Origin of the sequence: Nocardia neocaledoniensis, from assembly GCF_003182135.1 — a bacterium.
Classification (GTDB): Bacteria; Actinomycetota; Actinomycetes; order Mycobacteriales; family Mycobacteriaceae; genus Nocardia; species Nocardia neocaledoniensis.
This window is the reverse complement of the sequence record NZ_QGTL01000002.1, coordinates 153,565-178,081: the sequence shown is the minus strand read 5'-3', so window position 1 is coordinate 178,081 and position 24,517 is coordinate 153,565. Positions and strand designations below refer to the sequence as shown.

At 71.0% G+C, this 24,517-nt stretch carries 24 protein-coding genes and 1 tRNA gene; 15 read left to right on the top strand and 10 right to left on the bottom strand.

Annotated features, from left to right (window positions below; genetic code table 11):
- Window positions 1-218: 218 nt before the first annotated feature.
- Genes DFR69_RS05140 through DFR69_RS05130 form a run of 3 tightly spaced genes read right to left on the bottom strand, consistent with a single transcriptional unit; the run spans window position 219 to window position 6,247 of the window.
- Window positions 219-4,445 carry an arabinosyltransferase domain-containing protein gene (locus DFR69_RS05140; protein WP_146229193.1) on the bottom strand — a complete coding sequence of 1,409 codons (4,227 nt, stop codon included), beginning with the start codon at window positions 4,443-4,445 and terminating at the stop codon, window positions 219-221.
- A 39-nt stretch (window positions 4,446-4,484) separates the two neighbouring features.
- Complete coding sequence (locus DFR69_RS05135) at window positions 4,485-5,375, bottom strand: serine hydrolase (RefSeq protein ID WP_110036283.1); 891 nt, start codon at window positions 5,373-5,375, stop codon at window positions 4,485-4,487.
- A complete protein-coding gene (locus DFR69_RS05130; RefSeq protein ID WP_208643912.1) occupies window positions 5,372-6,247 on the bottom strand; it encodes a LysR family transcriptional regulator in 876 nt (291 codons plus the stop codon). Before DFR69_RS05130 ends, DFR69_RS05135 begins: the two co-directional genes overlap by 4 nt.
- Before the next feature lie 157 nt (window positions 6,248-6,404).
- Between DFR69_RS05130 and bla the strand changes: the two genes are divergently transcribed.
- A complete protein-coding gene (gene bla, locus DFR69_RS05125; protein ID WP_110036282.1) occupies window positions 6,405-7,316 on the top strand; it encodes a class A beta-lactamase in 912 nt (303 codons plus the stop codon).
- Here bla and DFR69_RS05120 read toward each other — a convergent pair.
- A complete protein-coding gene (locus DFR69_RS05120) occupies window positions 7,309-7,917 on the bottom strand; it encodes a TetR/AcrR family transcriptional regulator (RefSeq protein WP_110036281.1) in 609 nt (202 codons plus the stop codon). The two genes, bla and DFR69_RS05120, sit on opposite strands and share 8 nt — an antisense overlap.
- Before the next feature lie 62 nt (window positions 7,918-7,979).
- On the opposite strand from DFR69_RS05120, the gene DFR69_RS05115 reads away from it, so the two are divergent.
- Window positions 7,980-8,387: a RidA family protein gene (locus DFR69_RS05115; protein WP_110036280.1), complete on the top strand. Its 408-nt coding sequence runs from the start codon at window positions 7,980-7,982 to the stop codon at window positions 8,385-8,387.
- A gap of 3 nt (window positions 8,388-8,390) precedes the next feature.
- Here DFR69_RS05115 and DFR69_RS05110 read toward each other — a convergent pair whose 3' ends face one another.
- Window positions 8,391-9,305, bottom strand: coding sequence for an AraC family transcriptional regulator (locus tag DFR69_RS05110; RefSeq protein WP_110036279.1), 915 nt, complete (start codon window positions 9,303-9,305; stop codon window positions 8,391-8,393).
- Between the two features lie 117 nt (window positions 9,306-9,422).
- On the opposite strand from DFR69_RS05110, the gene DFR69_RS05105 reads away from it, so the two are divergent.
- The 8 genes from DFR69_RS05105 to DFR69_RS05070 all read left to right on the top strand — a co-directional run bounded on the left by DFR69_RS05105 (window position 9,423) and on the right by DFR69_RS05070 (window position 17,028).
- Complete coding sequence (locus DFR69_RS05105; protein WP_110036278.1) at window positions 9,423-10,421, top strand: saccharopine dehydrogenase NADP-binding domain-containing protein; 999 nt, start codon at window positions 9,423-9,425, stop codon at window positions 10,419-10,421.
- Window positions 10,418-11,653: an SGNH/GDSL hydrolase family protein gene (locus DFR69_RS05100; RefSeq protein WP_110036277.1), complete on the top strand. Its 1,236-nt coding sequence runs from the start codon at window positions 10,418-10,420 to the stop codon at window positions 11,651-11,653. The genes DFR69_RS05105 and DFR69_RS05100 overlap by 4 nt, the downstream gene beginning before the upstream one ends.
- A gap of 173 nt (window positions 11,654-11,826) precedes the next feature.
- On the top strand, window positions 11,827-13,218 hold the full coding sequence (locus tag DFR69_RS05095) for a sensor histidine kinase (protein ID WP_244198098.1): 1,392 nt from the start codon (window positions 11,827-11,829) through the stop codon (window positions 13,216-13,218).
- A complete protein-coding gene (locus DFR69_RS05090) occupies window positions 13,215-13,625 on the top strand; it encodes a roadblock/LC7 domain-containing protein (RefSeq protein WP_110036275.1) in 411 nt (136 codons plus the stop codon). Before DFR69_RS05095 ends, DFR69_RS05090 begins: the two co-directional genes overlap by 4 nt.
- Entirely contained in the window at window positions 13,622-13,966 is a 345-nt protein-coding gene (locus tag DFR69_RS05085) for a DUF742 domain-containing protein (protein ID WP_110036274.1), read from the top strand. The genes DFR69_RS05090 and DFR69_RS05085 overlap by 4 nt, the downstream gene beginning before the upstream one ends.
- On the top strand, window positions 13,947-14,558 hold the full coding sequence (locus tag DFR69_RS05080) for a GTP-binding protein (protein WP_425271595.1): 612 nt from the start codon (window positions 13,947-13,949) through the stop codon (window positions 14,556-14,558). Before DFR69_RS05085 ends, DFR69_RS05080 begins: the two co-directional genes overlap by 20 nt.
- A complete protein-coding gene (locus DFR69_RS05075; RefSeq protein WP_110036272.1) occupies window positions 14,558-15,811 on the top strand; it encodes a cytochrome P450 family protein in 1,254 nt (417 codons plus the stop codon). Before DFR69_RS05080 ends, DFR69_RS05075 begins: the two co-directional genes overlap by 1 nt.
- Window positions 15,808-17,028, top strand: coding sequence for a cytochrome P450 family protein (locus DFR69_RS05070; protein ID WP_110036271.1), 1,221 nt, complete (start codon window positions 15,808-15,810; stop codon window positions 17,026-17,028). Before DFR69_RS05075 ends, DFR69_RS05070 begins: the two co-directional genes overlap by 4 nt.
- A 51-nt stretch (window positions 17,029-17,079) precedes the next feature.
- Here DFR69_RS05070 and DFR69_RS05065 read toward each other — a convergent pair whose 3' ends face one another.
- The 3 genes from DFR69_RS05065 to DFR69_RS05055 all read right to left on the bottom strand — a co-directional run bounded on the left by DFR69_RS05065 (window position 17,080) and on the right by DFR69_RS05055 (window position 19,037).
- Window positions 17,080-18,225, bottom strand: a complete 1,146-nt coding sequence (locus DFR69_RS05065) for an acyl-CoA dehydrogenase family protein (RefSeq protein WP_110036270.1) — start codon at window positions 18,223-18,225, stop codon at window positions 17,080-17,082.
- Window positions 18,226-18,242: 17 nt separating this feature from the next.
- On the bottom strand, window positions 18,243-18,848 hold the full coding sequence (locus DFR69_RS05060; protein WP_110036269.1) for a QsdR family transcriptional regulator: 606 nt from the start codon (window positions 18,846-18,848) through the stop codon (window positions 18,243-18,245).
- A 116-nt stretch (window positions 18,849-18,964) separates the two neighbouring features.
- Window positions 18,965-19,037, bottom strand: a tRNA-Glu gene (locus tag DFR69_RS05055).
- 164 nt (window positions 19,038-19,201) lie between these two features.
- Between DFR69_RS05055 and DFR69_RS05050 the strand changes: the two genes are divergently transcribed.
- The 5 genes from DFR69_RS05050 to DFR69_RS05030 all read left to right on the top strand — a co-directional run bounded on the left by DFR69_RS05050 (window position 19,202) and on the right by DFR69_RS05030 (window position 23,711).
- Window positions 19,202-19,873 (top strand): TetR/AcrR family transcriptional regulator, encoded by a 672-nt coding sequence (locus tag DFR69_RS05050; protein WP_244198097.1) that lies wholly within the window; start codon window positions 19,202-19,204, stop codon window positions 19,871-19,873.
- On the top strand, window positions 19,839-21,002 hold the full coding sequence (locus DFR69_RS05045; protein ID WP_110036267.1) for a hemerythrin domain-containing protein: 1,164 nt from the start codon (window positions 19,839-19,841) through the stop codon (window positions 21,000-21,002). Before DFR69_RS05050 ends, DFR69_RS05045 begins: the two co-directional genes overlap by 35 nt.
- Window positions 20,999-22,168: an LLM class flavin-dependent oxidoreductase gene (locus DFR69_RS05040; protein WP_208643911.1), complete on the top strand. Its 1,170-nt coding sequence runs from the start codon at window positions 20,999-21,001 to the stop codon at window positions 22,166-22,168. Before DFR69_RS05045 ends, DFR69_RS05040 begins: the two co-directional genes overlap by 4 nt.
- Before the next feature lie 148 nt (window positions 22,169-22,316).
- Window positions 22,317-23,273 (top strand): DNA polymerase domain-containing protein, encoded by a 957-nt coding sequence (locus DFR69_RS05035; RefSeq protein WP_110036266.1) that lies wholly within the window; start codon window positions 22,317-22,319, stop codon window positions 23,271-23,273.
- 159 nt (window positions 23,274-23,432) lie between these two features.
- Entirely contained in the window at window positions 23,433-23,711 is a 279-nt protein-coding gene (locus DFR69_RS05030; RefSeq protein ID WP_110036265.1) for a hypothetical protein, read from the top strand.
- A gap of 64 nt (window positions 23,712-23,775) precedes the next feature.
- Here DFR69_RS05030 and DFR69_RS05025 read toward each other — a convergent pair whose 3' ends face one another.
- Both DFR69_RS05025 and DFR69_RS05020 read right to left on the bottom strand, forming a co-directional pair.
- The gene (locus DFR69_RS05025) at window positions 23,776-24,180 is read right to left on the bottom strand and encodes a DUF302 domain-containing protein (protein WP_110036264.1); all 405 of its coding nucleotides are present in this window, start codon (window positions 24,178-24,180) and stop codon (window positions 23,776-23,778) included.
- A 20-nt stretch (window positions 24,181-24,200) separates the two neighbouring features.
- The gene (locus DFR69_RS05020) at window positions 24,201-24,470 is read right to left on the bottom strand and encodes a metal-sensitive transcriptional regulator (protein WP_110036263.1); all 270 of its coding nucleotides are present in this window, start codon (window positions 24,468-24,470) and stop codon (window positions 24,201-24,203) included.
- Between the last annotated feature and the right edge of the window lie 47 nt (window positions 24,471-24,517).

Genomic DNA, 24,517 nt, shown 5'->3' with positions numbered 1-24,517 from the left:
GCCGTTCCCATCCTGGGCGGCGGTCTTCTGCTGTCCGGGGGCGCGTTGCGCCGGAACTCCGTGTCTGGCGGGGTGCCGACCTCCGGGGCACGGCCGTCGAGGCCATCTGCGCCTGGATGTCGGACGAGCGGACCGCGGTGTAGGTGGTCCACCGGATCAGCCGTCGCCGCTGACCCGCCGAGCCGTGGACGGCAGGGTCAGCGGTGTGGGCGGGCGAATCAGCCTGTCCTGATGGGGCTCTCGTCGGACCAGCCCCAGGTGTTCGCCGTGCGGACGGTGAGTTCCGCTGGTGGGGCGGCGATCAGGCGGGTGAGGCGTTGGATTTCGCCCCAGTCCCTGGTCCAGTCGTCGGCGAGGTAGGCGGGGATGGTGCGCGACTGCATGAGCAGACCGGTCCAGCCGAGTGGGCCGCCGCCGGTCTCGCCCTGCCAGGTCTCGGAGACCTGCGCGTTGAGCTTGTCGGGCTGGATCCGCCACAGCGGCATCTCCGCGACTCCGCCGCGGTGGTCGAACGGGCGCTGGCACGGGAAGGCCAGTCCCACATGCCAATCCGCGAGTACGGGATCGGTGCTGCCGACCACGGTGTTCAGTGGCGACAGCTTCGGCAGACGCGGGGGAGTGACGGCCAGCCACCGCATCGGATCGGGTTCGCCCGACTCGGCGACCAGCCGCACCGCCGTGGTTCCGGCCGGCACGGTGTCCAACCCGATCGGCAGATTCCGCCATCCCGGCGCGCCGCCGACCGTCGGCGGCGCCAGTTCGCCCAGCGGCGTGACGGTGCCGTCGTCGGCCCGCCGCGCGAACTCCACCCGCAACCGCTGCCCCGGCATCGACGAACCATCCGGCGCCGTCGACTCGATCCGCCCCGCCACGGTGAGCACCAGCACTCGATGCGCCGAATCCCGCTGCGCGGCGGCCAGATCCAGGCGATACCACTGCGTGGTCAACCGACTGCGTTGCGGCGCGCCGGTCGAGTAGCTCCCGAGCACCGGCGTCCGCTCCGGCACCAGCCCGAAGGGGAGCGCCACAGTGCTCCCGTTGACGCCGGCCACCCCTTGTGGCCCGGCACCGGGACCCGAGGCCGACCCACCACTCGGTGCGCCACCGCCCGCGCCCGGTGCGGTGCCGCCTGAGGTGTTGCCGCCGGGCGCACTCGTGGAGCCGCCACTCGAGCCAGGACCACCCTGCCCACTCGGAGGTGCTGCGGGCCCGGACGGGTTCGAGCCGCCCGGAGCGGTCGGCGAGCCGGCGCCCTGTCCGGAGCCGCTGGGACCGCTCGGGGCTGAGCCGCCGGGGCTGGTCGACGAGGGGCCGCTGGTGCTGCCAGGTCCGTTCGGGCTTGTTCCGGGTCCGCTGGGAGAGGCGCCCATGGGCGCGCTCGCGCCGCCTTGACCGGTGGGAGGCGCGCCGCCCGGGCCGCCGGGGGCCGGGCCGGAACCCGAAGGGGGAGCGGAGGATTGGCCGGGGCCCGGGTCCGGGGCGAGGCTGCCGACGCCGTTGGGGGTGAAGCCGGTGTTCTCCGCGGCGAGGCCGTCGGCCGCCGTGCCCGCGTACGGCGTGAGAAGGGAATCCGCCGTGTTGGTTTCGACGAGCACGTCATCGGCCATCGCGCAGCGGTCACCCGTCAGGGTGCGCAAGTTGGACAGCCCGACGGAATAGGCCGGGTACTGCGAGATCGCCGCGGTGGCCAACGAGCCCACTTCGAACAGCACCATCGCCGCCGCGGCGACGGTCAGCGGGGCCACGACCGGCAGCCTGGCCCAACGGTGGTCCCGTTCGCTCGTTTCCGGAACGGCCGAGCCGGGTGCGCCGTGGGCAGTGCCGGCCGTCGACGTCTCGTTGGCACCTGGCGTCGATTCAGGGGCACTGTCGGTCGAGGAGTGAGCGCCGGTCACCGGTGACACGGTGCCCGCGGCCTCGTTTTGCCCGGCGGCGGCCTCGACGGCAGACCCGCTGCTGTGCGGTGTGTCCGACCCTGCGGCCGATTCGGTGCCGATGTGCGCGGTGCCCGCGTGGTCGACGGCCGCGCTGTCTTCCTGGTCCGTCGCGTGCGAGGACTGCTCCCGCTGCGCGCTGGGCACAGCGGAATTCGCGATGCCGGGGGCGCTCGCGTACGCCTGGACGGCGCCATCGGTGCGGGTCGGGCCGTCGGATCGGTAGTACTGGCGCAGTGCGACCAGCAGGGTCAGGCCCGTTGCGAGGAGGAAGAGGGTGGAGACTTCGACGCCGGCGAGGCTGGGGGCGCGGTCGGGCCAGGGGACGCCGTAGCCGGAGACGTACCAGTAGCCGTTGGAGCCTGTTGTGCTGATGGCCAGCAGGAAGAGGACCGCGGCGGCGAAGAGCGTGCGAACGTGGCCGGCGCGGATCACGTTGCGGCTCAAGGCCATCGCAGTGACGGCGGCCAGAGCGGCGGCGAGGCCGGCGTAGACGCCGAAGTGGTGGGTCCACTTGGTGGGGGTGAACATCATCAGTAGCAGAGCCATGAAGGTCACCGCCAGCACGCGGGCGACCGGGCCGCGGGCGGTGGCGGGGATGCGACCGCCGTGGCGCACCGCCGTCAGGACACCGACGACCAGGCACAGGAGCATGGCGAGGACGCCGAAACGGCGGGTCAGTGAACCGTCGGGGTTCACCGACAGCAGCGAATCCCAGCGGGTGCGCTCCTCGAACCAGGACAGGTCGGGGCCGACGAGCTGACGGACCCGGGTCGCCTCCAGCACCGTCGAGAACGTCTGGTCGGCGAAGACCACGATCAGGACGAGGGTGCCCGCGGCGGCGATCGGCGCCAGTACCGCGGCGTACCGGAGGAACGCCGGTCCCGAGCCGGTCGCGGCGCGGCGCGCGATGGTGCGGAGCACGGGCCGCGCACCGGCGAGAAGTGCTGCGACACAGATCAATCCGGTCGGCCCGGCGGCCAGGGAGAACGCGGCGATCAGCACGGCGACGGCGGCGGGCAGCAGGCGCCGGGTGGCGATGGCGCGCTCCATGGAGCACCAGGTGAGCAGGGCGCCGACCGCGATCAGCGGTTCCGGGCGCAGGCCGTTGTTGTAGGGCAGCCAGAGCGAGAGGAACACCAGGGCCGCGGTCCAGCGGGCCGGCTTGCTCGACGCGACGCGGGAACCCAGGCGCGGCAGCACCTCCCGGCTGAGGACCAGCCAGCACACCAGACCGGCGAGCAGCGCGGGCAACCGCATCCACAGGCCCGCCTCGCTGACGCGGGTCAGCTGCGCCAGCACCTCGTAGGGCCAGCCGAACGGCGCCTCCGCGACCTGGAACCACCGGTAGTAGTTGGCCGTGTACCCGGCCTCACGCGAGGCCCGCGCCATGGTGAGGATGTAGCCGTCGTCGGAGCTGTTCGCGCCGATCACATGCCAGACCACGAGCGTCCCGGTGACGGTCGCGTCGAGACCGGTGGGTCGCCACCACCGGGCGGGCAGCACGCGACGCGCGCGCCGGCCGTCCCGAATGTCGCCGCGATGCAAGCAGATCAGGGCGAGCAGGGTGCACAGCACCGCACCGAGCATCGCCGCGAGCTTCCACCCGCTCGGGCTCGACGAGAACCGCGCATCGATCTCGGCGTGCAGCCGCGCATCGCCCATCCGCGCCCGATCGAGTTCGGTGTAGACGCCGACGACCTGTGGCCGTACATCGGCGTCGACGGTCGTCCGCATGGGTGTCCCGTCGGCGCGGGTCAGCCCGGTGATCTCGGCTGTGGTGCCGGTCGCCGTCGACGTGATCGTCAGCGCCACACAGGCTGCGGCGGTGGCGGTTTCCCCTGTGCCGCCGTGATTTTCCGGTGAGCCGGCGGGATTTCCGCTGGTCGGGGCGCCCGACGGTGGTGCGCCAGGCCCCGCAGAGGTGTTGTTGTTCGGTGGCGCCCCCGTCGGCGCCGGCCCGTTGGGAGCGTTTTCCGGACCGGGCCGTGCAGTTCCCGACGGCGCCGTTCCACCGGGCGGCGGGGTTCCACGCGGCGGATCGGTTGCCGCCGGCGCGCCCTCGGGAGGCCCGCCGGGGAGATTCGTGGCGGCGCCCGGTGGGGTAGCGACGGATCCCGTGGTGCCCGCGATCTCGGCGACCGGCACGCTCAGCAGCAGCCGATCGCGCAGGACGACGGCAAGCGTGCGGCCGCTGTCCGGGCGTTCTTCGATGCGGGCGACCAGGCCCTTCGACCCGGCGCGCGGCGCCTGCGGCGGCACCGTCGACAGCACGGTGGCGCCGGTCATGTCCCGCAGCGCGGTGCACGGCACGCTCAGGTCCAGCGACAACGGCACGTAGTCCACCAGCGGCGCGCTCAGTTGCAGCGACTGCGGCTGCGGCCAGTCCAGGCTCACCCGTTCCTGCCGGACCGGCAGGAACGGCGCCGCCACCGCCAGCACGAATCCGAGGACCCCCGCCACCACACCGATCACACGCACCCGGCCGAAACCGGAAGAATCTCCACCCACGAGCACCGATGCTAGCCACCGCCGCCCGATTCGGGTGGGTCAGTGCGGGCGGCGCAGTTCGGTGACGGCGATCCGCGCGGCCTCCCCGATGGCCGCGTCGACCACAGGCAGCGTGGGATCGGCGCGGGCCGCACGCGTGAACACCGCGACGGCGACCGGGGTTTCGCCGGGGAACTCCACCACCGCCACCTCGTTGCGGATCACCCCGATGGTGCCGGTCTTGCCGGCGACCAGCACGTCGCGGTGCGGGAACGCGGCGGCGATCCGGTGCGGCCAGATCTGCCTGCCCAGCACCGTGCGCGCGAAGGCCGTGTGCTCGGCGGGCAGGAGCCGGCCGGTCCACAGCAGACGGAGGAAGCGGGTCATCTCCTCGGGGGTGGTGGCGCTGGCGTAGGAGGGGTCGTAGGCCGAGATGGTCCAGGCCTCGTCGTTGTCGGCCAGCGCGGCGAAGGCCTCCGCGGTGGTGTGGGTGTCGGTGTCGCGGACCAGGCTGCGGTGCTGATCGGCGGTGCCGCCGACGACCCTGGTCTCGGTGAGGCCGACCTCGGCGGCGAGCTCGGTCACCGCGGCCAGGCCGATCTCGCCGAGCAGGACGTCGGCGGCGGCGTTGTCGGAGACCGTCATCATGGAGGTCGCCAGATCGCGGCGGCTCAGCGTCACCGGATCATGCAGTGCGGCAAGGCCGGTCGGGCCCGGCGTGCACTCGGCCGGGTCGACGGTGATCCGGGCCCGCGGGTCGATGCGACCACCGGCGACCTCCCGGCAGAACGCCACGAACAACAGCAGCTTGTACACCGACGCGATGACCACGCGTTCGCTCCCGCCGACGCACACCTCGTCGCCGGAGTCGTCGCAGCGACGCGCGTGCAGCCATCCGGTGCAGCCCGCGTCGGCGAAGACCGCGCGGATCCGCTCGGCCGCCGTGCTCATCGCAGGCGCTCCCGGTACAGCACCCGGTCCAGCGCGCTCGCGTGGTCGGCGGCGTCGGGGCGGCGAATGATCCTGACCCGCAGGGCGACCGACTGCGGCGCGAGGGTCAGCCAGGCGACGCCGGGCGTCGGCGTCGGCGGGGTGGTGGTCAGGCCGAAGCTCGTCCCCGCCGCGACGGCGGCCAGCACGGCGCGGTCGTCCGGGGCAGGCAGCGGCGGTGCGTCGAGGCCGCGTTCCCGGAGCAGGTCGCGCACGGTGTCGAAGGCGGGCGGATTGGCCGCGCGCGCCGGATGCGCGAAGTGCAGGCCGGTCAGCATGGGGAAGGTGGGGCGTTCGGTGGTGGTGGTCCGATGCTCGGCGGGCACGACCAGCCAGCGCGGCACCTTCACGATCGGCCCCGCCTCGACGCCGTCGACCAGCGCCGGATGCTCGACGACCGCCACGTCGCACACCCCGGCGCGCACCTGTGCCACCGCGTCGACGGTGGAGCCGAGCGTGGTCGACACCGTGGCGCCCGACGCGCGCAGCGCGGTCACGCACGCGGCGACCAGCCGGTCGGGCAGCGCCGCGGTGGCCGCGAACCGCACGGTCCCGCTGCGCTGGGCGATGCGCCGCGCTTCGGCGCGCAGCCGGTCGGCGTCGTCGACGAGCAGCCGGGCGCGGGGGAGCAGCTCCTTGCCCGCGGCGGTGAGCAACGCGCCCTGACTGGTGCGGTGGATGAGCTCGAGGTCGAGATACTGCTCGAGCCGCCGCAGCCCCTGCGACAGCGGTGGTTGGGTCATCTCCAGCGCCGCGGCGGCGCGCCCGAAGTGGCCCTCGTCGGCGACCGCGACGAAGAACCGGAGATGACGCAGCAGATCCATGCCGGTCATTGAACCAGCGCGTGCGAGGTCAGATCCCCGGTCTGCGGGGACCGAGCCGCCGAACAGCGGTTCGTATCGGCTCGACCTGCGCCGATATCGATGCCGACTCGGACCCGCCGAGGCCTGGTATTGGCCCGGCCACCACCGTCGGTGATGTCCTGCAGCGGTGACTTCCTCCGTGATTCCCCTGCGCAGGCGCCTGGCCGCCGCGGTACTGGCACTGTCCGTCGTCGCCTTCACCGCCTGTTCGAGCGAGACGCCGGCCACCGCCCCCGAGACCTCGACGACCGCGCCCGCCACTGTCTCGTTCGCCGACCTGGAGTCGAAATATGGTGCGCGCCTCGGCCTGATGGTCATCGACACCGGTAGCGGCCGCACCGTCGGCTACCGCGAGGGCGAACTGTTCCCGATGGCCTCGACGTTCAAGGGCCTGGCGTGCGGCGTCCTGCTCCAGGCACACCCGCTCGACACCGGCTACTTCGACCAGGTCGTCCACTACACCGCTGCCGACATCGTCGCGAACTCCCCGGAGACGGAGAAACACGTCGACAGCGGCATGACCGTCGCCGCGCTGTGCGACGCCGCGATCACCCAGTCCGACAACACCGCGGGCAACATGCTGCTCCGATTGCTGGGTGGCCCAGCCGGTTTCACCGATTCGCTGCGCCGGCTGGGTGACCCCGTCTCCCGGCTGGACCGCTGGGAGACCGAACTCAACACCGCCATCCCCGGCGACGTGCGCGACACCACCACCGCCGCCGCGCTGGCCGCCGACTACCGCGCGCTCGTCCTCGGTGACGCCCTGCGCGAACCCGAGCGCGCACGGCTGGCCACCTGGCTGAAGGCCAGCCGGACCGGCGCCAAGCGCATCAAGGCGGGCCTGCCCGCGGACTGGACCGTCGGCGACAAGACCGGCACCCCGGCCTACGGCTCCGCCCTCGACGTGGCCATCGCCTGGCCTCCGAACCGCGCCCCCCTCGTCCTCGCGGTCCTCACCACGAAGCCGGACCAGAACGCCGAACCGTCCAACGAACTCGTCGCCGAGGCGACGAAAGCGGCGCTGGCCCAGCTCAACTGAGCCGCCAGCCCGCCGCCACCGACCGCGCACAGCGCGCCGGATCGTCGCCTGCTGCCACGAACAACGCTGTGAGCAGCGGGATTCCGTGGTCGAGCGTGGTCGGTGGCAGTGGTCCGGTCGCGACCAGGGCAGCCAATCCGTGCCCGATGGTCCAGCTCTGGGTGGCCAGCTCGAGCGGATCGATCTCGGCACGGAACCGTCCCGCCGCCCTGGCCGCGTCCGCGGCGCGCACCAGCCGCTCCAATGTGGCGTCGGCGGCCCGCGCGTCCTCGAGGTCGAACTCCGCGTCGAACATCACCCGGTAGAGATCGGGGTTGGCCATGGCGTTGGCCAGGTAGGCGGCGCCGAGCGCGGCCAGATCGCGCACCGGGTCGGTGGTGTCGGGCACGTCGGCCAGCCGCGCCGCCAGCCGGGTGAACCCCTCCTGCCGGACCGCCCGCCACAGCCCGTCCATCCCGTCGAAGTAGGTGTAGACCGCCATCGTCGACACCTCGGTGCCGCGGACGAGCCCGCGCAGCGTCACCGGCTCGCGCTCGCGCAGCAGCAGCGCCGCCCGCTCGATGAGCATCGACCGCACCGCGGGGTTCTTCGTCCTCGCCATGGCGCAAGAATACATATCGCTGTTATGTTATCGACGAAACACCTCGACGATGGGAGCGGCGCATGGCTGTGGAACTGATCAATCCCGACGGACTGCCCAAGCCGGAGGTGTATCGGCAGATGGCGGTGGCGACCGGATCGCGCATGGTGTTCCTGGCCGGGCAGGTCGCGCGCGACGCCGACGGAAACCCGGTCGGCGCGGGCGATTTCGCGGCGCAGGTGGAGCAGGCGTACCTCAATGTCGGGACCGCGCTGGCCGCGGTCGGCGGTTCGTTCGACGACGTCGCGAAGCTGACCATCTACGTCGTCGACTGGAGCGCCGACAAATTCCCCCTGCTCGGCGAGGGCGTGGCCAGGGCCGCGGCGAAGCTCGGCGTCGATCCGGTCAAGCCGATCACCCTGCTCGGTGTCGCCGCGCTGGGTGAACCGGATCTGCTCGTCGAGGTCGAGGCGACTGCCGTCCTGTCCTGAGCGTCAGCGCGTTCCGGCCAGCAGTACGTCGGCGCCGAGCGCGCGGTATCGGCCCGGCGCCGTGCCGAATTCGCGTTTGAACGCCTTGCTGAAGGCATATTCGGAGCTGTATCCGGTGCGCTCGGCCACGCTGGACAGCGGGCGGTCGGAGTCGCGGAGCAGGCGGGCGGCGGTCAGCATGCGCCAGCGGGTGAGATAGGTGAGCGGGGGTTCCCCGACCAGCGTCGCGAAGCGTTTGGCGAAGGCCGCTCGGCTGAGACCCGCTCGGGTGCCGAGGGATTCGACGGTCCACGGGTGTGCCGGGTCGTCGTGGACGGCGCGCAGCGCGCGGGAGATGTCGGGATCGCCGACGGCCGCCGCCCACCCCGTCGGCTCGTGGTTCTCCGCGAGCCACGCGCGCAGCAGGTAGAGCAGGAGAAGATCCAGCAAGGGAGGGATCGCGGCGTCGGCGCCCGGGTGGGAGTCGGTGAGTTCCTCGGCGAGCAGGCCGACGGCGGCGCGTAACGCCGCGTGGGTGCCGAGCCGGGCCGGAATGTGCACGACCTCCGGCAATTCCGTCAGCAGGGGATGGGTGCGGTCGGTGGCGAGTTGATACGAGCCGCACAGCAGGGTCGATGGCGCTCCCGGTCCTTCGACGAGCCGGATGTCCTCGGGGCCCGCGGTTTCGGTGATCGGGCTGTCCAGCTGGTCGAGCAGGTCGTGGGCGACGCCGCGGGGCATGAACACCGCGTCGCCGGCGCCCAGCGCCACGGGTTCCGCGCCGGCGCGGACCAACCAGCACGAGCCCTGCAGGACCACATGGAATCCGGCGCTCTCGATGCGTGGATACCGGCGCCCCCACGGTGCGTGCCGCACGAACATGCCGGAGGCCGGGCTGCCGGTTCGCGCGGTGGCCAGGACGTCGCTGAGAAGATCCATATCTGTAAACATACCCATGCAGACGATTGGATATCCAGTTGAGACTATGGATGATTTTCTGTCTCCCACATCGCTCCTACGCTGAGTACATCAGCCAGGACGAACAAGGAGTGGGACATGAAGATCGCCGTCTACGGAGCCAGCGGCCACGTCGGGACATTCGCGGTGCGGGAACTGCGCGAGCGCGGCATCGACACGGTGGTGGTCGGCCGCGACGCCGCCCGCCTGGCCGGATTCGACACGGAGATCAGGGTCGCCGCCGCCGACGATCACGCCGCCCTCGTCGCCGCCTTCGGCGATGTCGACGCCGTGATCAGCACGCTGCCCGATTACACCGGCACCGGCGAAGGAGTGCTGCGTGCCGCAATCGCGGCGGGCGCGCACTATGTGGATGTCGCGGGCGAACAGCTCTTCGTGCGCAAGGTGTTCGACGAGTACGGCCCGCTCGCCGAGGCAGCGGGCGTCACCCTCGCCACCGCGACCACCGAGGCCGGCATCTTCGGTGACCTGCTCGCCCATGTCGGCGCGGCGCGGCTCGGCGGCGCCGACGAGATCGTCCTCAGTCATGTGGCACTGCCCGGCGGGGAAGGCTCGCGCGGCAGCATGCGTACCGTGCTCCGCAATCTCGATGTGTTCGCCGGTGGCGGGTTGTCCTGGTCGGAGGATCGCTTCCAGACCGGCCCGACTCCGCGCCGCGGTGAATTCCTGTTGCCCGACGCGACCGAACCCATCGCCGTGCGCAAGTTCCCGCAGCCCTCGGTGGTGACGATTCCGCGGCACACGAGGGCGGCCTCGGTGGAAGGCGTACTGGCCGAATCGATCTTCGAGGTCATCGGCACCATCACGGAGGCCGACCTGGCCGCCGCACCGGAGACGCCGTCGGCGCCCGCCGCCTACTCGATGGTCGTCGACATCCGCCACGACGGACAGCTCCTGCGCGGCATCGGCAGCGGACCCGACGCCTACCGCAACAGCGCCCAGCTGGCCGTGGAGGTCGCCGCCAGGATCGTCGCAGGCGCGGGCACGCCGGGCGCGCAGTCGCCCGCCGAGCTGTTCGAACCGGTCGATTTCCTCGACGCCCTGGCCCGATTCGGCATGTCCTGGACCCTGGCATGAAGATGCTCGCCCGGGCGGCCGCCGTCCTGCTCGCCGCCCTCGCCCTGGTCGCCTGCGGTGACACCGCCGCGACGCGGGAATGGTCAGGGGCGTGGGCGGCCGCCGCCCAGCATCCGGCCACGGCCGTGATGCCGAACTGGTCGATGACGGGGTTCGCCGACCAGACCGTCCGCCAGGTGGTGCGGCTGTCCGAAGGCGGCCCCGCGGTCCGGATCCGGCTGTCCAACCAGTACGGCGCGGCGCCCCTCGCCGTCACGGGCGCGACCCTCGCCCGCAGCGCGGGCGGCGCGGCCGTGGTGGCGGACTCGGTACGTCACCTCGCGTTCGCGGGATCCGGAGCGTTCGAGATCGCCCCGGGCGCCGAGGTTTCCAGCGACGCCGTGGACCTGCCCGTCAGCGCGGGAGAGGCCGTCACCGTGACGCTGTACTTCGCCGGGCCCACCGGCCCGGCCACCCAGCACGCCCAGGCCGCCGCGACGAGCTACCGCGCGCAGGGCGATCGCGCCGCCGATCCGTCCGCCGCGGCCTTCACCGAGACCTCTCAGTCCTGGTACTACCTGACCGGTGTCGACGCGGTCGAGACCGATCGGACCGGCGATGTCGTCGTCGCGTTCGGCGACTCGATCACCGACGGCTATCGCTCCGACGTCGACGCCGACCAGCGCTACCCCGACCACCTCGCGCGCCGCCTCGCCGCGGCGGGCAGAACCGGCGCGGTCGTCAACGCGGGGATCAGTGGCAACCGGTTGCTCACCGATTCGACCGTCCTCGGGGACAGCGCGCTCACCCGCTTCCGGCGCGATGTCCTCACGCAGCCCGGCGTGGACACGGTGGTCGTGCTGATCGGCATCAACGACATCGGGCTCGGTGGAGCGACCGGTCCGGATGGTGTCTTCTCGCCGGAGGTTTCGGCCGAACAGCTCGTCGCCGGATATCGGCACCTGATCGACGCGGCGCACGCTGCCGGGATCCGCGTCGTCGGCGCCACCCTGCTCCCGTTCGCGGGCTCGCCCTATTACTCGGCCGCGAAGGACCGGGTGCGCGAGGAGGTGAACAGCTGGATCCGGACGGCGGGATCGTTCGACGCGGTGGTCGATCTGGCTCGCGCCATGGCGGATCCGGCCGACGGCACGCGGTTGGCTCCCGCCTTCGACAGCGGAGATCACCTGCACCCCAATAACTCCGGTTATGGCGCTATGGCGAGCGTGACAGGCGAGACGCTTTCCGCATAACCGCAGGTGGGGGCTCGCCGCGCATGCCAATTCGGTAACGAATCGCATACGAACAGATGATGAACCCTCGCCGCTCGAGTGGCAGGCGTGGCGAGGGCTCGTTATGCTCCCATCGATATCGAAACGGGCTGCCGTGCTGCGTGTTTGGTTTGACGATTGGTGGTTGGGGGCCTGTGAGTACTGCGGAAGTCGAGCCGATGGCGCAGGCGGCGACGGGCGAGGAGGCCACCGGCGCGACCACGGGTTACGTGGTACTGGGAGCCGGCATCGCCGTGGCCGCCATCGCGGGCGTCACCGCGTTCTTCGCGCCACCCGCCATCGGCATCCCGGTGCTCGCCGCCGCGCTCACGCTGGCCCTGGTCGGCTGTCCCGCGATCTTCGCCGCGTTGCGTCAGCGCGGGAAGGCAAGGGCCGCGCAGGAACTCGCCCGCCGCGCCGAGGAACAGCGCACCGCGACCATCGCCGAGGCGAGTCAGCGGATCGCCCAGGCCGAGGAACACGCCACCCACTACGCGTGGGAAGCCCAGGAGAACAGTCGCCGCGGGGCCGCCGCGCTGGCCGCCTTCGCCGGCGCCGCCGGTCGCATCCAGGCGATGACCACCAGCATGCTGGCCGAACTGCGCGAGATGGAGCACCGGCACGCCGACCCGCGCGTGCTCACCGACCTGCTCCACATCGACCACCGCACCGCCCAGACCGGTCGGCTCGCCGACAGCATCGCGGTTCTCAGCGGGGCGCGGACCGGGCGCCGCTGGGCGAAACCCATCGCGATGGAATCGATTCTGCGTGGCGCGATGGGCCGTGTCGCCGGCTATCAGCGGGTGCGTCTGCGCGCGGTGGCCGAGGTCGGCGTCGCCGGGCACGCCGCCGAAGGCGTCATGCACGCGCTGGCCGAACTCCTCGACAACGCCTGCAACTTCTCCCCGCCCACCACCGAGGTGCACGTCTACGCCGCGGAAGTGCCCGCGGGCGTGGTGATCACGATCGAGGACAGCGGCCTGGTGATGAGCGAATCGGCGCTGCGCCGCGCCGAGGCGGCCGTGAGCGGACGCGACCACAAGGGCAAAGGCAGCGACCTGACCTCGCTCTCGGGCACCCGGCTCGGCCTCGCGGTCGTCGGGCACCTGGCCCGCAAGCACGAGCTCACCGTCTCCTACCGGCCGTCGGCGATCGGCGGCACCGCCGTCGTCGTGGTGATCCCGCGGGAGCTCACCGCCCGCGCCGAGCGCCGCAGCCGGGGGACCACCCAGGTGCAGGCACCGACACCGCGACCCACCGAACCCCAGCTCACGACGCTCGAGCAGTTCGATTCGCTGAGCCAGTTCGACGCGCCGACCCCGCGTCCGCAACACGCCAGGACCTCGGACATGCCCACGGTGTCCACCTCACCCGCGCTGCCCAAGCGACGCAGGGGCGACACCCTGGCCAAAGTCCACCCCGACGGCCTGGCGAGCACGCCGGTCGCCGACACCCCACCGGCCAAGCCCGCCGCCCTCGGCGCGTTCCAGCGGTCGGCGCCGGGCCGCGCGGCCGCCCCCGCTCCCGACCACATGGAGGACCGATGACCACCACCGCCTCGACGAACCTCGGCTGGCTGCTCGAGAAGCTGCTCGCCCGCACCCCGCGCACCCGCCACGCCCTGCTGCTCTCCGGCGACGGCCTGAAGATCTGCCACACACCGGAACTCGACGTCGACCGCGCCGACCAGCTCGCCGCGATCGCCGCCGGATTCCAGAGCCTGTCGCACGGGGCCTCCGTCGAGTTCGGTGACGGGCGCGGCGGCGTACGCCAGTCGATGACCGAGTTCTACGGCGGCATCCTGTTCGTGGTCGAGGCGGGGCGCGGCGCGCACCTGGCGGTGGTCGCCGCCGAGGACGCCGACGCCGGCCTGGTCGGGCACACGATGCACGAGCTGGTCGAACAGCTCGGCGAGCATATGTCCGCCCATCCCCGACGCGGAGTGCCGAATTGAACAGGCCCGGCCGCGACGACGATCCCGACCGGTTCTACACGCTGACCGGCGGACGGGCCCCGGCCACCGAGGATTTCGACCTGGTCACCCTGATCGTCACCGAGTCCGGGCCGTCGGCGGGCATGTCGTCGGAGCAGGTCGCGATCCTGGAGATGTGCCGCGCGCCCACGGCGGTCGTCGAGGTGGCGGCCGAGCTGCGGCTGCCGGTGGGCGTCGCCACTGTGCTGCTGGCCGACCTGCTGCACGCGGGCAAGATCACGATCCGTCCGCCGCTGTCCGCGGCGATGACGCTGGATGCCTCCACCCTCGAGAAGGTGCTCGTTGGACTTCGCAAGCTCTGAGACCGCCCCCGAGCGGTCGCTGGCCCCGCTGCACAGCACGGCCATGCACGGGTTGAAGATCGTGGTCATCGGCGGATTCGGGGTCGGCAAGACGACGCTGGTGCGTTCGGTGAGCGAGATCAGGCCGCTGGACACCGAGGCCACCATGACCGATGTCTCCGAGGGTGTCGACGACGCCACGGCCGTGCCCGGAAAGTCCACCACCACCGTGGCTTTCGACTTCGGCCGGATCACCCTCGACAACGAGCACGTGCTGTATCTGTTCGGCGCGCCGGGGCAGCAGCGGTTCTGGTTCCTGTGGGACCGGCTGTTCACCGGCGCGCTGGGTGCCATCGTGCTGGTGGACCAGCGCCGGATCAGCGACTCCTGGTACGCGATCGACCGGCTCGAACACCAGGGCACACCGTTCGTGGTGGCCTGCAACGACTTCGGCGACTCACACGGCCCCGAGGTGGTGCGCGACGCGCTCGACCTCGACCCCACGGTCCCGCTGCTGATGTGTGACGCGCGCTCGCGCGAATCCAGCAAGCAGGTGCTGATCGCGCTGGTCGAACACCTGTATTCCGCTGTTCCGCAAGGGGAGACCGTCTGATGAGCACACCCACCGGCGCCTGCCCGGTCACCGGCGCGGTGCCGCTGAGCGGTCCCGAGTTCCACATCGAACCGCACGAGGTCTACCGCAGGATGCGTCGCGACCACGGCCCGGTGGTCGCGGTGGAACTGCCCGGCGGGTTCCCGGCCTGGCTGATCATCGGCTACCGCGAACTGCACCAGGTGACCAGCGATCCGCTGCTGTTCCCGCGCGATGTGTCGCTGTGGAACCAGTGGGGCCGGGTGCCCGAGGACTGGCCGCTGCTGCCGATGGTCGGCAGGCCGATGCCCTCGATCTATTTCACCGCCGGCGCCGAACACCGCAGGCACCTGGCCATGGTGGAGCCCGCGCTCGACGCCGTCGACCACTACGAATTGCGCCGTGCCTGTGAGGAACTCGCCGACGGGCTGATCGACCGGTTCTGCGGACGCGGCAGCGCCGACCTGGTCGCCGAGTTCGCCGAGCCGCTGCCGGTGCTCGCGCTCGGCCGCATCCTCGGCCTGCCCGACAGCGAGGCCGCCGACCTCGCGCTGACGATGAAGCAGCTCGCCGACGGCGGCGCCGACGCCCAGGCCGGGCACATGCGCTTCGCCGAACACATGGCACGGCTCGTAGCGGCCAAGAAGGCAAGGCCCGCAGGCGATCTGGTGTCGCTGATGCTGGCCGACCCGGAACCGTTCACCGACGAGGAGTACATGAACGACCTGATGGCGATCACCGCCGCGGGTCACCTCACCACCGCCGACTGGCTCGGCAGCTCCATGCGGCTGATGCTCGTCGACGACCGGTTCGCGGCCGCGCTCGGCGGCGGCAGGCGCAGCGTCGGTCAGGCCATGAGCGAGGTCCTCTGGGAAGAGGGCCCGACCTCGATCCTGGCGGGTCGGTGGGCCGCGCGCGACACCCGCCTGGCCGATCAGACCATCCGGGCGGGCGACATGCTGCTGCTCGGCCTGGCCGCCGCCAATCTGGACCCGCACATCCGGCAGTCGTTCACCGACGGCGACACCGTACCGACCGGCAACAACGCCCATTTCGCGTTCAGCTACGGCGAATACCGCTGCCCGTTCCCGGCGCAGCAGATCGCCGAGATCATCGCCAGGACCGGGATCGAGGTGCTGCTCGACCGGCTCCCCGATGTCGACCTGGCCGTCCCCGCCGACCAACTCACCCGGCGACCTTCGGCTTTCCTTCGGGGCATGACCGCACTGCCCGTTCGTTTCACACCTGTTCGACCCGTCGGAGGTTCTTCGTGAGTTCGCAATGCCCCTTCTCCATCGACCCGATGGTCGGTGACCTCGACGGAGAGACCGCCCGACTCCGCGCCCAAGGCCCGATCACCAAGATCGACCTGCTCGGCGTCACCGCCTGGACCGTCACCGACCACGCTGTCGCACGCCAGCTGACCACCGACACCCGCCTGGTCAAGGACATCCACGCGTGGAAGCCGTGGACCGACGGGGTGGTCACCAACCAGTGGCCGCTCATCGGCATGGTCGACGTGGACCGCTCGATGTTCAACGTCGACGGCGTCGAGCACCGCAGGCTGCGGCTCAAGACCGCGCAGGCCCTCGCGCCGCGCCGGCTCGAGGAACTGCGCCCGGTGATCGAACAGCTCACCCTCGAACTGCTCGACGACCTCGCGGCCGCGGGCGCCGACGGCACGCCGGTCGACCTCAAGGAGGTCTTCGCCTACCCGCTGCCGATGCGCGTGGTCGGTGACCTGATGGGCGTCGCCCGCGAGGACCACGCCCAACTGCTCGACTGGTACAAGAAGTTCTTCTCGGTGATGACCCCGCAGGACGAGCGCCTGCGCGTGATCGGCGAGCTCGATGTGTACTTCACCGAGCAGGTGCGCCAGAAGATCGCGAACCCGGGTGACGATCTCACCTCCGCGTTCATCGTCGCCGACGAGGGCGGCGAGCCGCTCACCGAGGAGGAGGCGATCGGCAACATCAAGGCCCTCGTCGCCGCTGGGCACGAGACCACCGTCAGCCTCATCGTCAACACCGTGCGCGCCCTGCTCAACGAACCGGAGCAGCTGGCGAAAGTGCTTGCCGGGGACGTGGAGTGGAAGCAGGTGATCGAGGAGTCGCTGCGCTGGGACGGCCCGGTCTCGCACCTGCTGATGCGCTTCGCCACCGAGGACATCACCGTCGGCGACACCGTGATCGCCAAGGGCGACGGCGTGGTGATGTCCTACCGCGCCATCGGCCGCGACACCGCCGTGCACGGCGACACCGCCGACGACTTCGACGTGACCCGCGCGACCGCCAACCGCCACCTGGCCTTCGGGTACGGCCCGCACATCTGCCCCGGCGCCGCCCTGTCCCGGCTCGAGGCCGCGATCGCGCTGCCCGCGCTGTTCGCCCGCTTCCCGAATCTGCGGCTGGCCGTGCCCGACAGCGAGCTCGGCAACCTGCCGGTGCTGACGCAGAACGATCTGGCCGCGCTGCCGATCATCCTGAACTGACCGGCGTCGCGTCGCGCCCGGTGGTCTTTCGCCGGGCGCGACGCACTGCTTTCAGAGCCCGAGGTCGCGCCCGATGAGTTCCTTCATGATCTCGTTCGAGCCCGCCCAGATCTTGGTGACCCTGGCGTCCATCCACGCCCGCGCCACCCGGTACTCGCGCATGTAGCCGTAGCCGCCGTGCAACTGCACGCACGCGTCGAGGATCTCGTTCTGCACCTGCGCCGACCACCACTTGGCCTTGGCCGCGTCCACCGCGGAGAGCTTGCCCTCGGCGTGCGCGGCGATGCCCTGATCGACGAACGCCTGCGTCACTTCGAGTTTCGTGACGAGCTCGGCGAAGAGGAACTTGTTGTACTGGAAGCTGCCGATCTGCTGACCGAAGGCCTTGCGCTCCTTGGCGTAGGCGAGGGTCTCCTCTAGGATCGCCGCGGCGTGGGCGGTGTTGGAGATCGCGGCGCCGATGCGCTCCTGCGGCAGGCGCTCCATCATCGCGATGAAGCCGCGGTCGACCTCACCGATCCGGTTGGCGTCCGGGACGCGGACATTGTCGAAGAACAGCTCGGCGGTGTCGGATTCGGGCTGCCCCACCTTGTCGAGCTTGCGGCCGCGGGTGAAACCCTCCATGCCGTTCTCGACCGCGAACAGGGTGATGCCCTTGGCCTTCTTCTCCGGGCTGGTGCGGGCGGCCACGATCACCAGATCGGCGTTGAAACCGTTGGTGATGAACGTCTTCGAGCCGTTGACGATCCAGTCGTCGCCGTCGCGGACCGCGGTGGTCTTGAGCGCGGCCAGGTCCGAGCCGCCAGAGGGTTCGGTCATGCCGATCGCGGTGACGATCTCGCCCGTGCAGAACTTGGGTAGCCAGCGCCGCTTCTGCTCGTCGGTGGTGAGCTCCACCAGGTAGGGCGCGCACACGTCGTAGTGGATGCCGAACGAGGACGACAGCGCCGCGCTCGCCTTGGCCAGTTCCTCGCCGAGCACCGCGGCGAACCGGTAGTCGCCGGCGTCGCTGCCGCCGAACTCCTCCGGCACGCCGAGTCCGAGGTAGCCGAGTTCGCCTGCCGCCAGCCAGGTCTCGCGGTCGATGGCGCGCTCCTCGGCGAACCGCTCGGCGTTCGGCTCGATCGAGCGCTTGACGAATTCGGCGACCGAGGCGCGGAAGGCCTCGTGGTCCTCGGAGTAGATGGTGCGCTGCATGGGTTTCCTTTCGGTTCCTACTGTTCGGGCCGTTCGCCCAGCAGAACCAGCGACGCCTGGACGACCTTGGCCGCGTCGGGTTCCTCGCCGCTGATCACATCGGCGTAGATGAAGGTCTCGGTGATCCGGGCCAGCAACAGGGCCGCTTCCGGCACCGGCAGCGGCGGATCGACGGTGCCCGCCGCGATCTCGGTGGTGAGCAGGTCGGCGATGAACGCCACGAAGCGGCGCTGCATCGAGCCGGCCTGGGTGGTGAGCAGGCGCAGCGCGCGTTCGGGTTCGCGGCGCAGGAACTGGCGGAAGGCATCGGAGGTGTTGACCGCCTGCGCGAAATCGCCGAGGACCCCGGCGATCCGGCGCGCGCCGTGGCCGGTGTTCGCGGCGACGGCGCGCCGCAACGTGGGTTCGGCGACCGACCAGATCACCTCGGCCAGGAGTTCGTCGCGGCCGCCGACCCAGCGGAACAGGGTCGCGCGATTCACGCCGAGCTCGTCGGCGAGTTCCTTCATCTCCAGCCTGCGGCCCGCCAGGAACCCGGAGCGGGCGGCCTTGAAGGCGGTGATGGCGTCGGGACGTGCGGCGAGGTCGTCGAGGCGTTGGCCCAGTGCGGTCTGCTCGGTCACGTCACCTCCTGGTGCAACATTTCCCTCAGTGTATGGGCCATGCAACATCTGTCAATATGTCGCACGAGGCCGGACATGAAAAAACTCCCCGGTCACGAAGACCGGGGAGTTCTCGGTAGCCCCGACGGGATTTGAACCCGCGCTACCGCCTTGAGAGGGCGGCGTCCTAGGCCGCTAGACGACGGGGCCAGAACAACGATTCACCTGCGTGAACCGCGCGGATCATACGATAGCCGACGACCGGGCAATCGACCAAAACGGCTGGTCGGCCACTCGTGCGCCGGGTTCGCGCGGGAAGATTAGCGATGGCAAACAAGCTTGTATTCAATACATGCTGGTTCCATACTGGACCGGTGAGTGCTGCTGTTTCCCGTCGATACGACTCCACCCTGCGTCAGGACATGGCGGCCCGGACGCGCGCCGCGGTGTTCGAGGCGGCGGGCCGGATCTTCGTCGAGCGCGGGTGGGAGGGCACCGCCATGCGCGACATCGCCCGCGCGGCCGGGTGCTCGGTGGAAACGGTGTACTCCAAGGTCGGCAACAAGGCGGCGCTGCTGAAGGCGCTGCTCGACGTGGCGGTGGTCGGTGACGACGCCGCGGTGTCGCTGGCCGATCGGCCGTGGTTCGGCGTGGACGGCGATCGCCCGCTCGACGAGCGCGCCGCCGAACTCGCGGCGCTCGTGGCGGCGATCTACCGGCGCACCGCTCCGCTGCGCCGCGTCCTCGACATCGCGGCCGAGAGCAATGCCGAACTGCGCGAACTGGACGCGAAATGCCGCCGGGACGAGCGGATTTCACGGACCGCGATCGTGTCCGCCTTCGCGGGCCGACCGCTCACCGAGGTGGAGGCCGACGGGATCCAGGGCGTGTTCAGCAACGAGATGTACCTGTTGCTGACGCGCCGATCCGGCTGGACCCACGAGCAGTACCAGGACTGGGCGGCGGCGACGGTGGTGCGGCTGCTCGATCTTCGCGAGAAGAGGGACCATCATGAAAGTCCACACCGATCCGGCGGGCCCGGCTGACACCAGGGTCATGGGCATCGTGCACGCCGCGCTGCGACGCGATCTCGGACGTGCCCACGCGGTGCTGGCCGAATGGCCGTACCCGTTCGACGACCAACGCCACGCGGTGGCCGACCATCTCGTCTGGATGATGGAGTTCCTGCACCATCACCACGAATCCGAGGACGAGCACCTCTATCCGATCGTCCGTTCCCGCAACCCGGCCGCCCGGCCGCTGCTGGACCGGATGGACACCGACCATCGGTCCATCCTGCCCGCGATGGCGGCGGTGACCGCGGCGGCCACCGAATACCGGCGCTCCGCCGACGCCCGCGAAACGCTGATCGCGGCACTGGAAGACCTACGGGCTCTGCTCTTTCCACATCTCGAGCGGGAAGAGGAGCAGATGATGCCGATCGTGTCGGAGACGATCACCGAGGCCGAATGGCGAGAGTGGGACGACCGCTACAACGTGAAACCGCTTGGCCCGCTGGAACTCTCCGACCAGGGCCTGTTCATCCTCGACGGACTCGACGGCGCCGATCGCGCGGCCATCACCGAACTGGTGCCCGCGATCCCACGCTGGATCATTCTGCACCTGATGATCCGCCGCTATCGGCGACAGGCGTTCCGCCGGTGGCGAAGCCGCGAATTCTCTTCGCTGCGAACGACATTGCGTGGCAGACAGGAAGCGGTGACCACGGCGTCGCCCGATGCCGTCTGGGACGTGCTCGCCGATGTCACCCGGGTCGGCGAATGGAGTCACGAGTGCCGGGGCGCGCGCTGGCTCGACGGCGCCACCGGCGCGGTGGTCGGTGCGCGCTTCCTCGGTTCGAGCAGGTCCGGAGTCATGCGCTGGCGCCGGGCGTGCACGATCACCGTCGCGCGACCCGGCCGTGAGCTGGCGTGGATCACCCACGGCGGCATCTATGGCGACCACACGGAATGGCGGTACACCCTCGAACCCACCACCGCGGGCACCCGCATCGCGCAGGCCTACCGGGTCCTGGCCATGCCGCTGTGGTTCGACCGGCTCGCGTGGCTGAGCACCCCCGCCCACCACGACCGCCGCGACGCCCTGCACGGCGACCTCACCCGCCTGGCTCGGCTCGCGGAAGCGGCCGACCACACCAGAGCCGGGCTGCCGTGAAGACGGCACCGACGCGCCGGCGTCCCCAGGTCGAGGTGGGGGTCGTCGACCCGAGCCTGCACTGCCGGTTCGTGCCCGACTTCACCCAGCGCAACGCGCGCTACCTCGCGGCGGCCACGGGCGCCGATTCGCTGTGGACCATCGATCATCTGATCGGCTTGTTCCCCTCGTCGGTGTGGAAGCCCGAGAACGTCGGCGGTGCTCGCATCGCGCCACACGCCGACGCGTACTACGACCCCTGGACCCTGCTCGGCCACGCCGCCGCGCGGACCCGGTGGCGCCGACTCCGGCTCGGTGTCGGCGTCACCGACGCGGGTCGCAGGCATCCCGCGGTCACCGCGCAGGCGGCGGCGACGCTGCACCATCTCAGCGGTGGCCGGGCGATTCTCGGGATCGGGCCGGGGGAGCGCGAGAACAACGAGCCCTACGGCGTCGACTGGAGCAGGCCGGTGGCCCGGTTCGAGGAGGCGGTCGCGACGATCCGGGCGTTGTGGGAGTCGCGCGGCGAGCCGATCTCCCGCGACTCGCGGTTCTTTCCGCTGCGCGACGCCGTCTTCGCGCTGCCGCCCCATCGCGGCACCTGGCCCGAGATCTGGATGGGGGCGCACGGGCCGCGGATGTTGCGCGCCGCAGGCAGATTCGCGGACGCCTGGCTGCCCGCCTTCCCGAGCAGCCCGGCCGAGTATCGCGACAAGCTGACCACGATCCGGTCCGCCGCCGCCGACGCCGGTCGCGATCCCGCCGCGATCCGCGCCGCGGGGTGGATGTTCGTCGTCACGGCCAGGTCGGCGGCGATCGTCGACGAACTCCTCGGCTCGCCCGTGATCCGGGCATACGCGCTCGCCGCGTCGGCACAGGCGTGGGCGCGGCACGGCGTCGAACATCCGTTGGGCCCCACGTTCTCCGGCGCGCAGGACATCCTCCCGCAGACCATCGACGAGGCCACCGCCCTCGACTACGGCCGCCAGGTGCCCGACGCCGTCATTCGCGACTGGTTGCTGGTCGGGACGCCGGCCGAGGTCCTCGATCAGCTCGCCGAACGGCGCGATCACGGGCTGACCTACGCCGTTCTGATCGACCTCGGCGCCTGTCATCCCCGCCTCGGTTCTGGACTGCGCACGGCGGCGTCGTTCGCGAAGGTGGTCCGCGGTGTGCGTCGGTTGTGACCCGCGACAGGCGGGTCAGCCGCTATGTTGATCGTCGGTGCCGATGTCGGTTCGCGGTGGCTGCGTGGTGCGCGGGGCCGGACGCGCTACCGACCTTCGCGCGCGGGAGACGGTTGACGGCGGGTCGGTGGGCGGGGACTGTAGAGCGATGGCTGGAGGCGAGCTGCGTCACGGGGTCGAACTGTCCAATCTCGATCAGCCGTTGTTCGACGGGGCCGAGGCGACCAAGCGGGATCTGATCGACTATCTGGAGTTCGCCGGGGAGCGGTTGCTCCGGGTGCTCCGGGACCGGCCGCTGTCGGTGGTGCGGGTGCGGCCGGGGCAGGAGCCGTTCATGCAGAAGAACCTGCCGAAGTACACGCCGGAATGGGTGCCGCGGACGACGGTGTGGGCGGAGAGCTCACGGCGTGAGATCACCTACGCGCTGGGTGGGGATCTGCGGACGTTGATCTGGTTCGGCAATCAGCGCGCGGTCGAATACCACGCGACCCTGTTCCTCGCCGAGTCCGCGCCCGAACCCACCCACCTGGTGCTCGATCTCGATCCCTCGCCCGGTCAGAGCTTCGCCGACGCGGTCGCTGGCGCGCGATTGATCCGGGAGGCCCTGAAAGCCGACGGGCTGGCGGGCGCGGTGAAGACGAGTGGTTCCAAAGGGCTCCACGTCTTCGTCCCGCTGGCGGCCGGCGTGGATGTGGAAGACGCGGCCGCGGCGACACGGGCGGTGGCGGCGCGGGCCGAGCGGATCGACCCGGCGGTGGGGACGACGGCCTTCATCCGGGAGGATCGCCACGGCAAGGTGTTCCTCGACGCCACGCGTGCGGGCGGCGCCACGGTGGCCGCGGCCTACAGTCCGCGGATCCGGCCCGGCGTCACGGTGTCGTTCCCGCTGCGCTGGAGTGATCTGGACGACGTCACCCCGGCCGACTTCACCGTCCGCACCGTCCATGGTCTCCTCGGCGACAGCGATCCCTGGCAGTCGGAAATGCCCGAGCCGCAACAGCTTCCGGCCGATCTGGTCGAGGAGGGGCACACTGTTCCGGTGGCCCGGGTGCAGGCGATGCACGAGGGCAAACGGCGCGCACGGGCCCGGCGGGACTCGAACTAGCCCCTGGGCGGCGAGTACCGGGTTTTCGACAGCGGGGGTGGTGGGTAGTCAGGTCAGGGCAGTCGCCCGCTGTGATCGGTCGGGCCGCGCTGCCGTGGTGCCGATGGCCCTCCCGCTGCTCGGTGCCGGACACTCGTCGAAACAATCGCCAGGAGAATCATGCGTTCTGTCACAGTCGGTGCCGTCGCGGTCGCAGTCGCCGCCACCCTCGCCTGCCTCGCCGGACCAGCCACCGCCGCTGACAACCCCGCCGAGCCGAACGAGATCATCACCATCGACCTCAATGTGCTCGGGTGCTCCATCGGCGCCGGGCTCGGTGGCGAACTCGCCGCCGCGTTCACCGGAACCACGACCGGCTCCGCGTCCGGATCGAGCAGCAGCGTCGACACCGGCCTCGCGTCCCGCCTGCGTGCCGCCGGCTGCCTGCCCTGGAAATAGCCCGGACGCACACTCCGCGCCGAGCCACCGGGAGCACTCCCGGTGGCTCGGCGCGTTCGTGCGCTCAGTCGGCGCCGAGCGCGTCGATCGCCGCCTGGAGTTTCGTAGCGGCCTCCGAGGCGACGGGTTTCAGCGCGGGATCGGCGCTGACCTGCACCATGAGTTCGGGATTCATCGCTTCGACGATGACCTCGCCCGCGGCGTCGCGGGAGCGGCGAACGACCACGTTGCAGGGCAGCAGCAGGCCGATCTGCCGGTCGACCTCGACGGCGCGGTGCGCCAGGGGCGGATTGCAGGCGCCGAGGATGCGGTAGTCCTCCATGTCGTGGCCGAGCTTGGCATGCAGGGTGGCGCGCAGGTCGATCTCGGTGAGCACGCCGAAGCCCTGGGCGGCCAGTGCCGCTCTGGTGCGCTCGACGGCGTCGTCGAAGTCGGTGGTCAGGGTGGTCGCCAGGGCGAGGTCGGTCATGGTCGGTCCTCCGGGTGGTTTCAGGCCAGGGAGAGGAACAGCTTCTCCAGTTCCTCGACGGTCATCGGGTCGGTGCGGGCGTTGTCGGGGTCGGCCAGGCATTCGCGCAGGCCGGTCGCCACGATCTTGAAGCCGGCGCGGTCTAGGGCACGCGAGACCGCGGCGAGCTGCGTGACGACGTCCTTGCAGTCGCGTCCCTGTTCGACCATCGCGATCACGCCCGCGAGCTGTCCGTGCGCCCGCCGCAGCCGGTTGAGCACCGCGGCGGTGCTGTTCTCGTCGCCGACCATCTGTGTCTCCTTCTCGATCCGTCCCGGCCCAGAATACCCCACGGGGT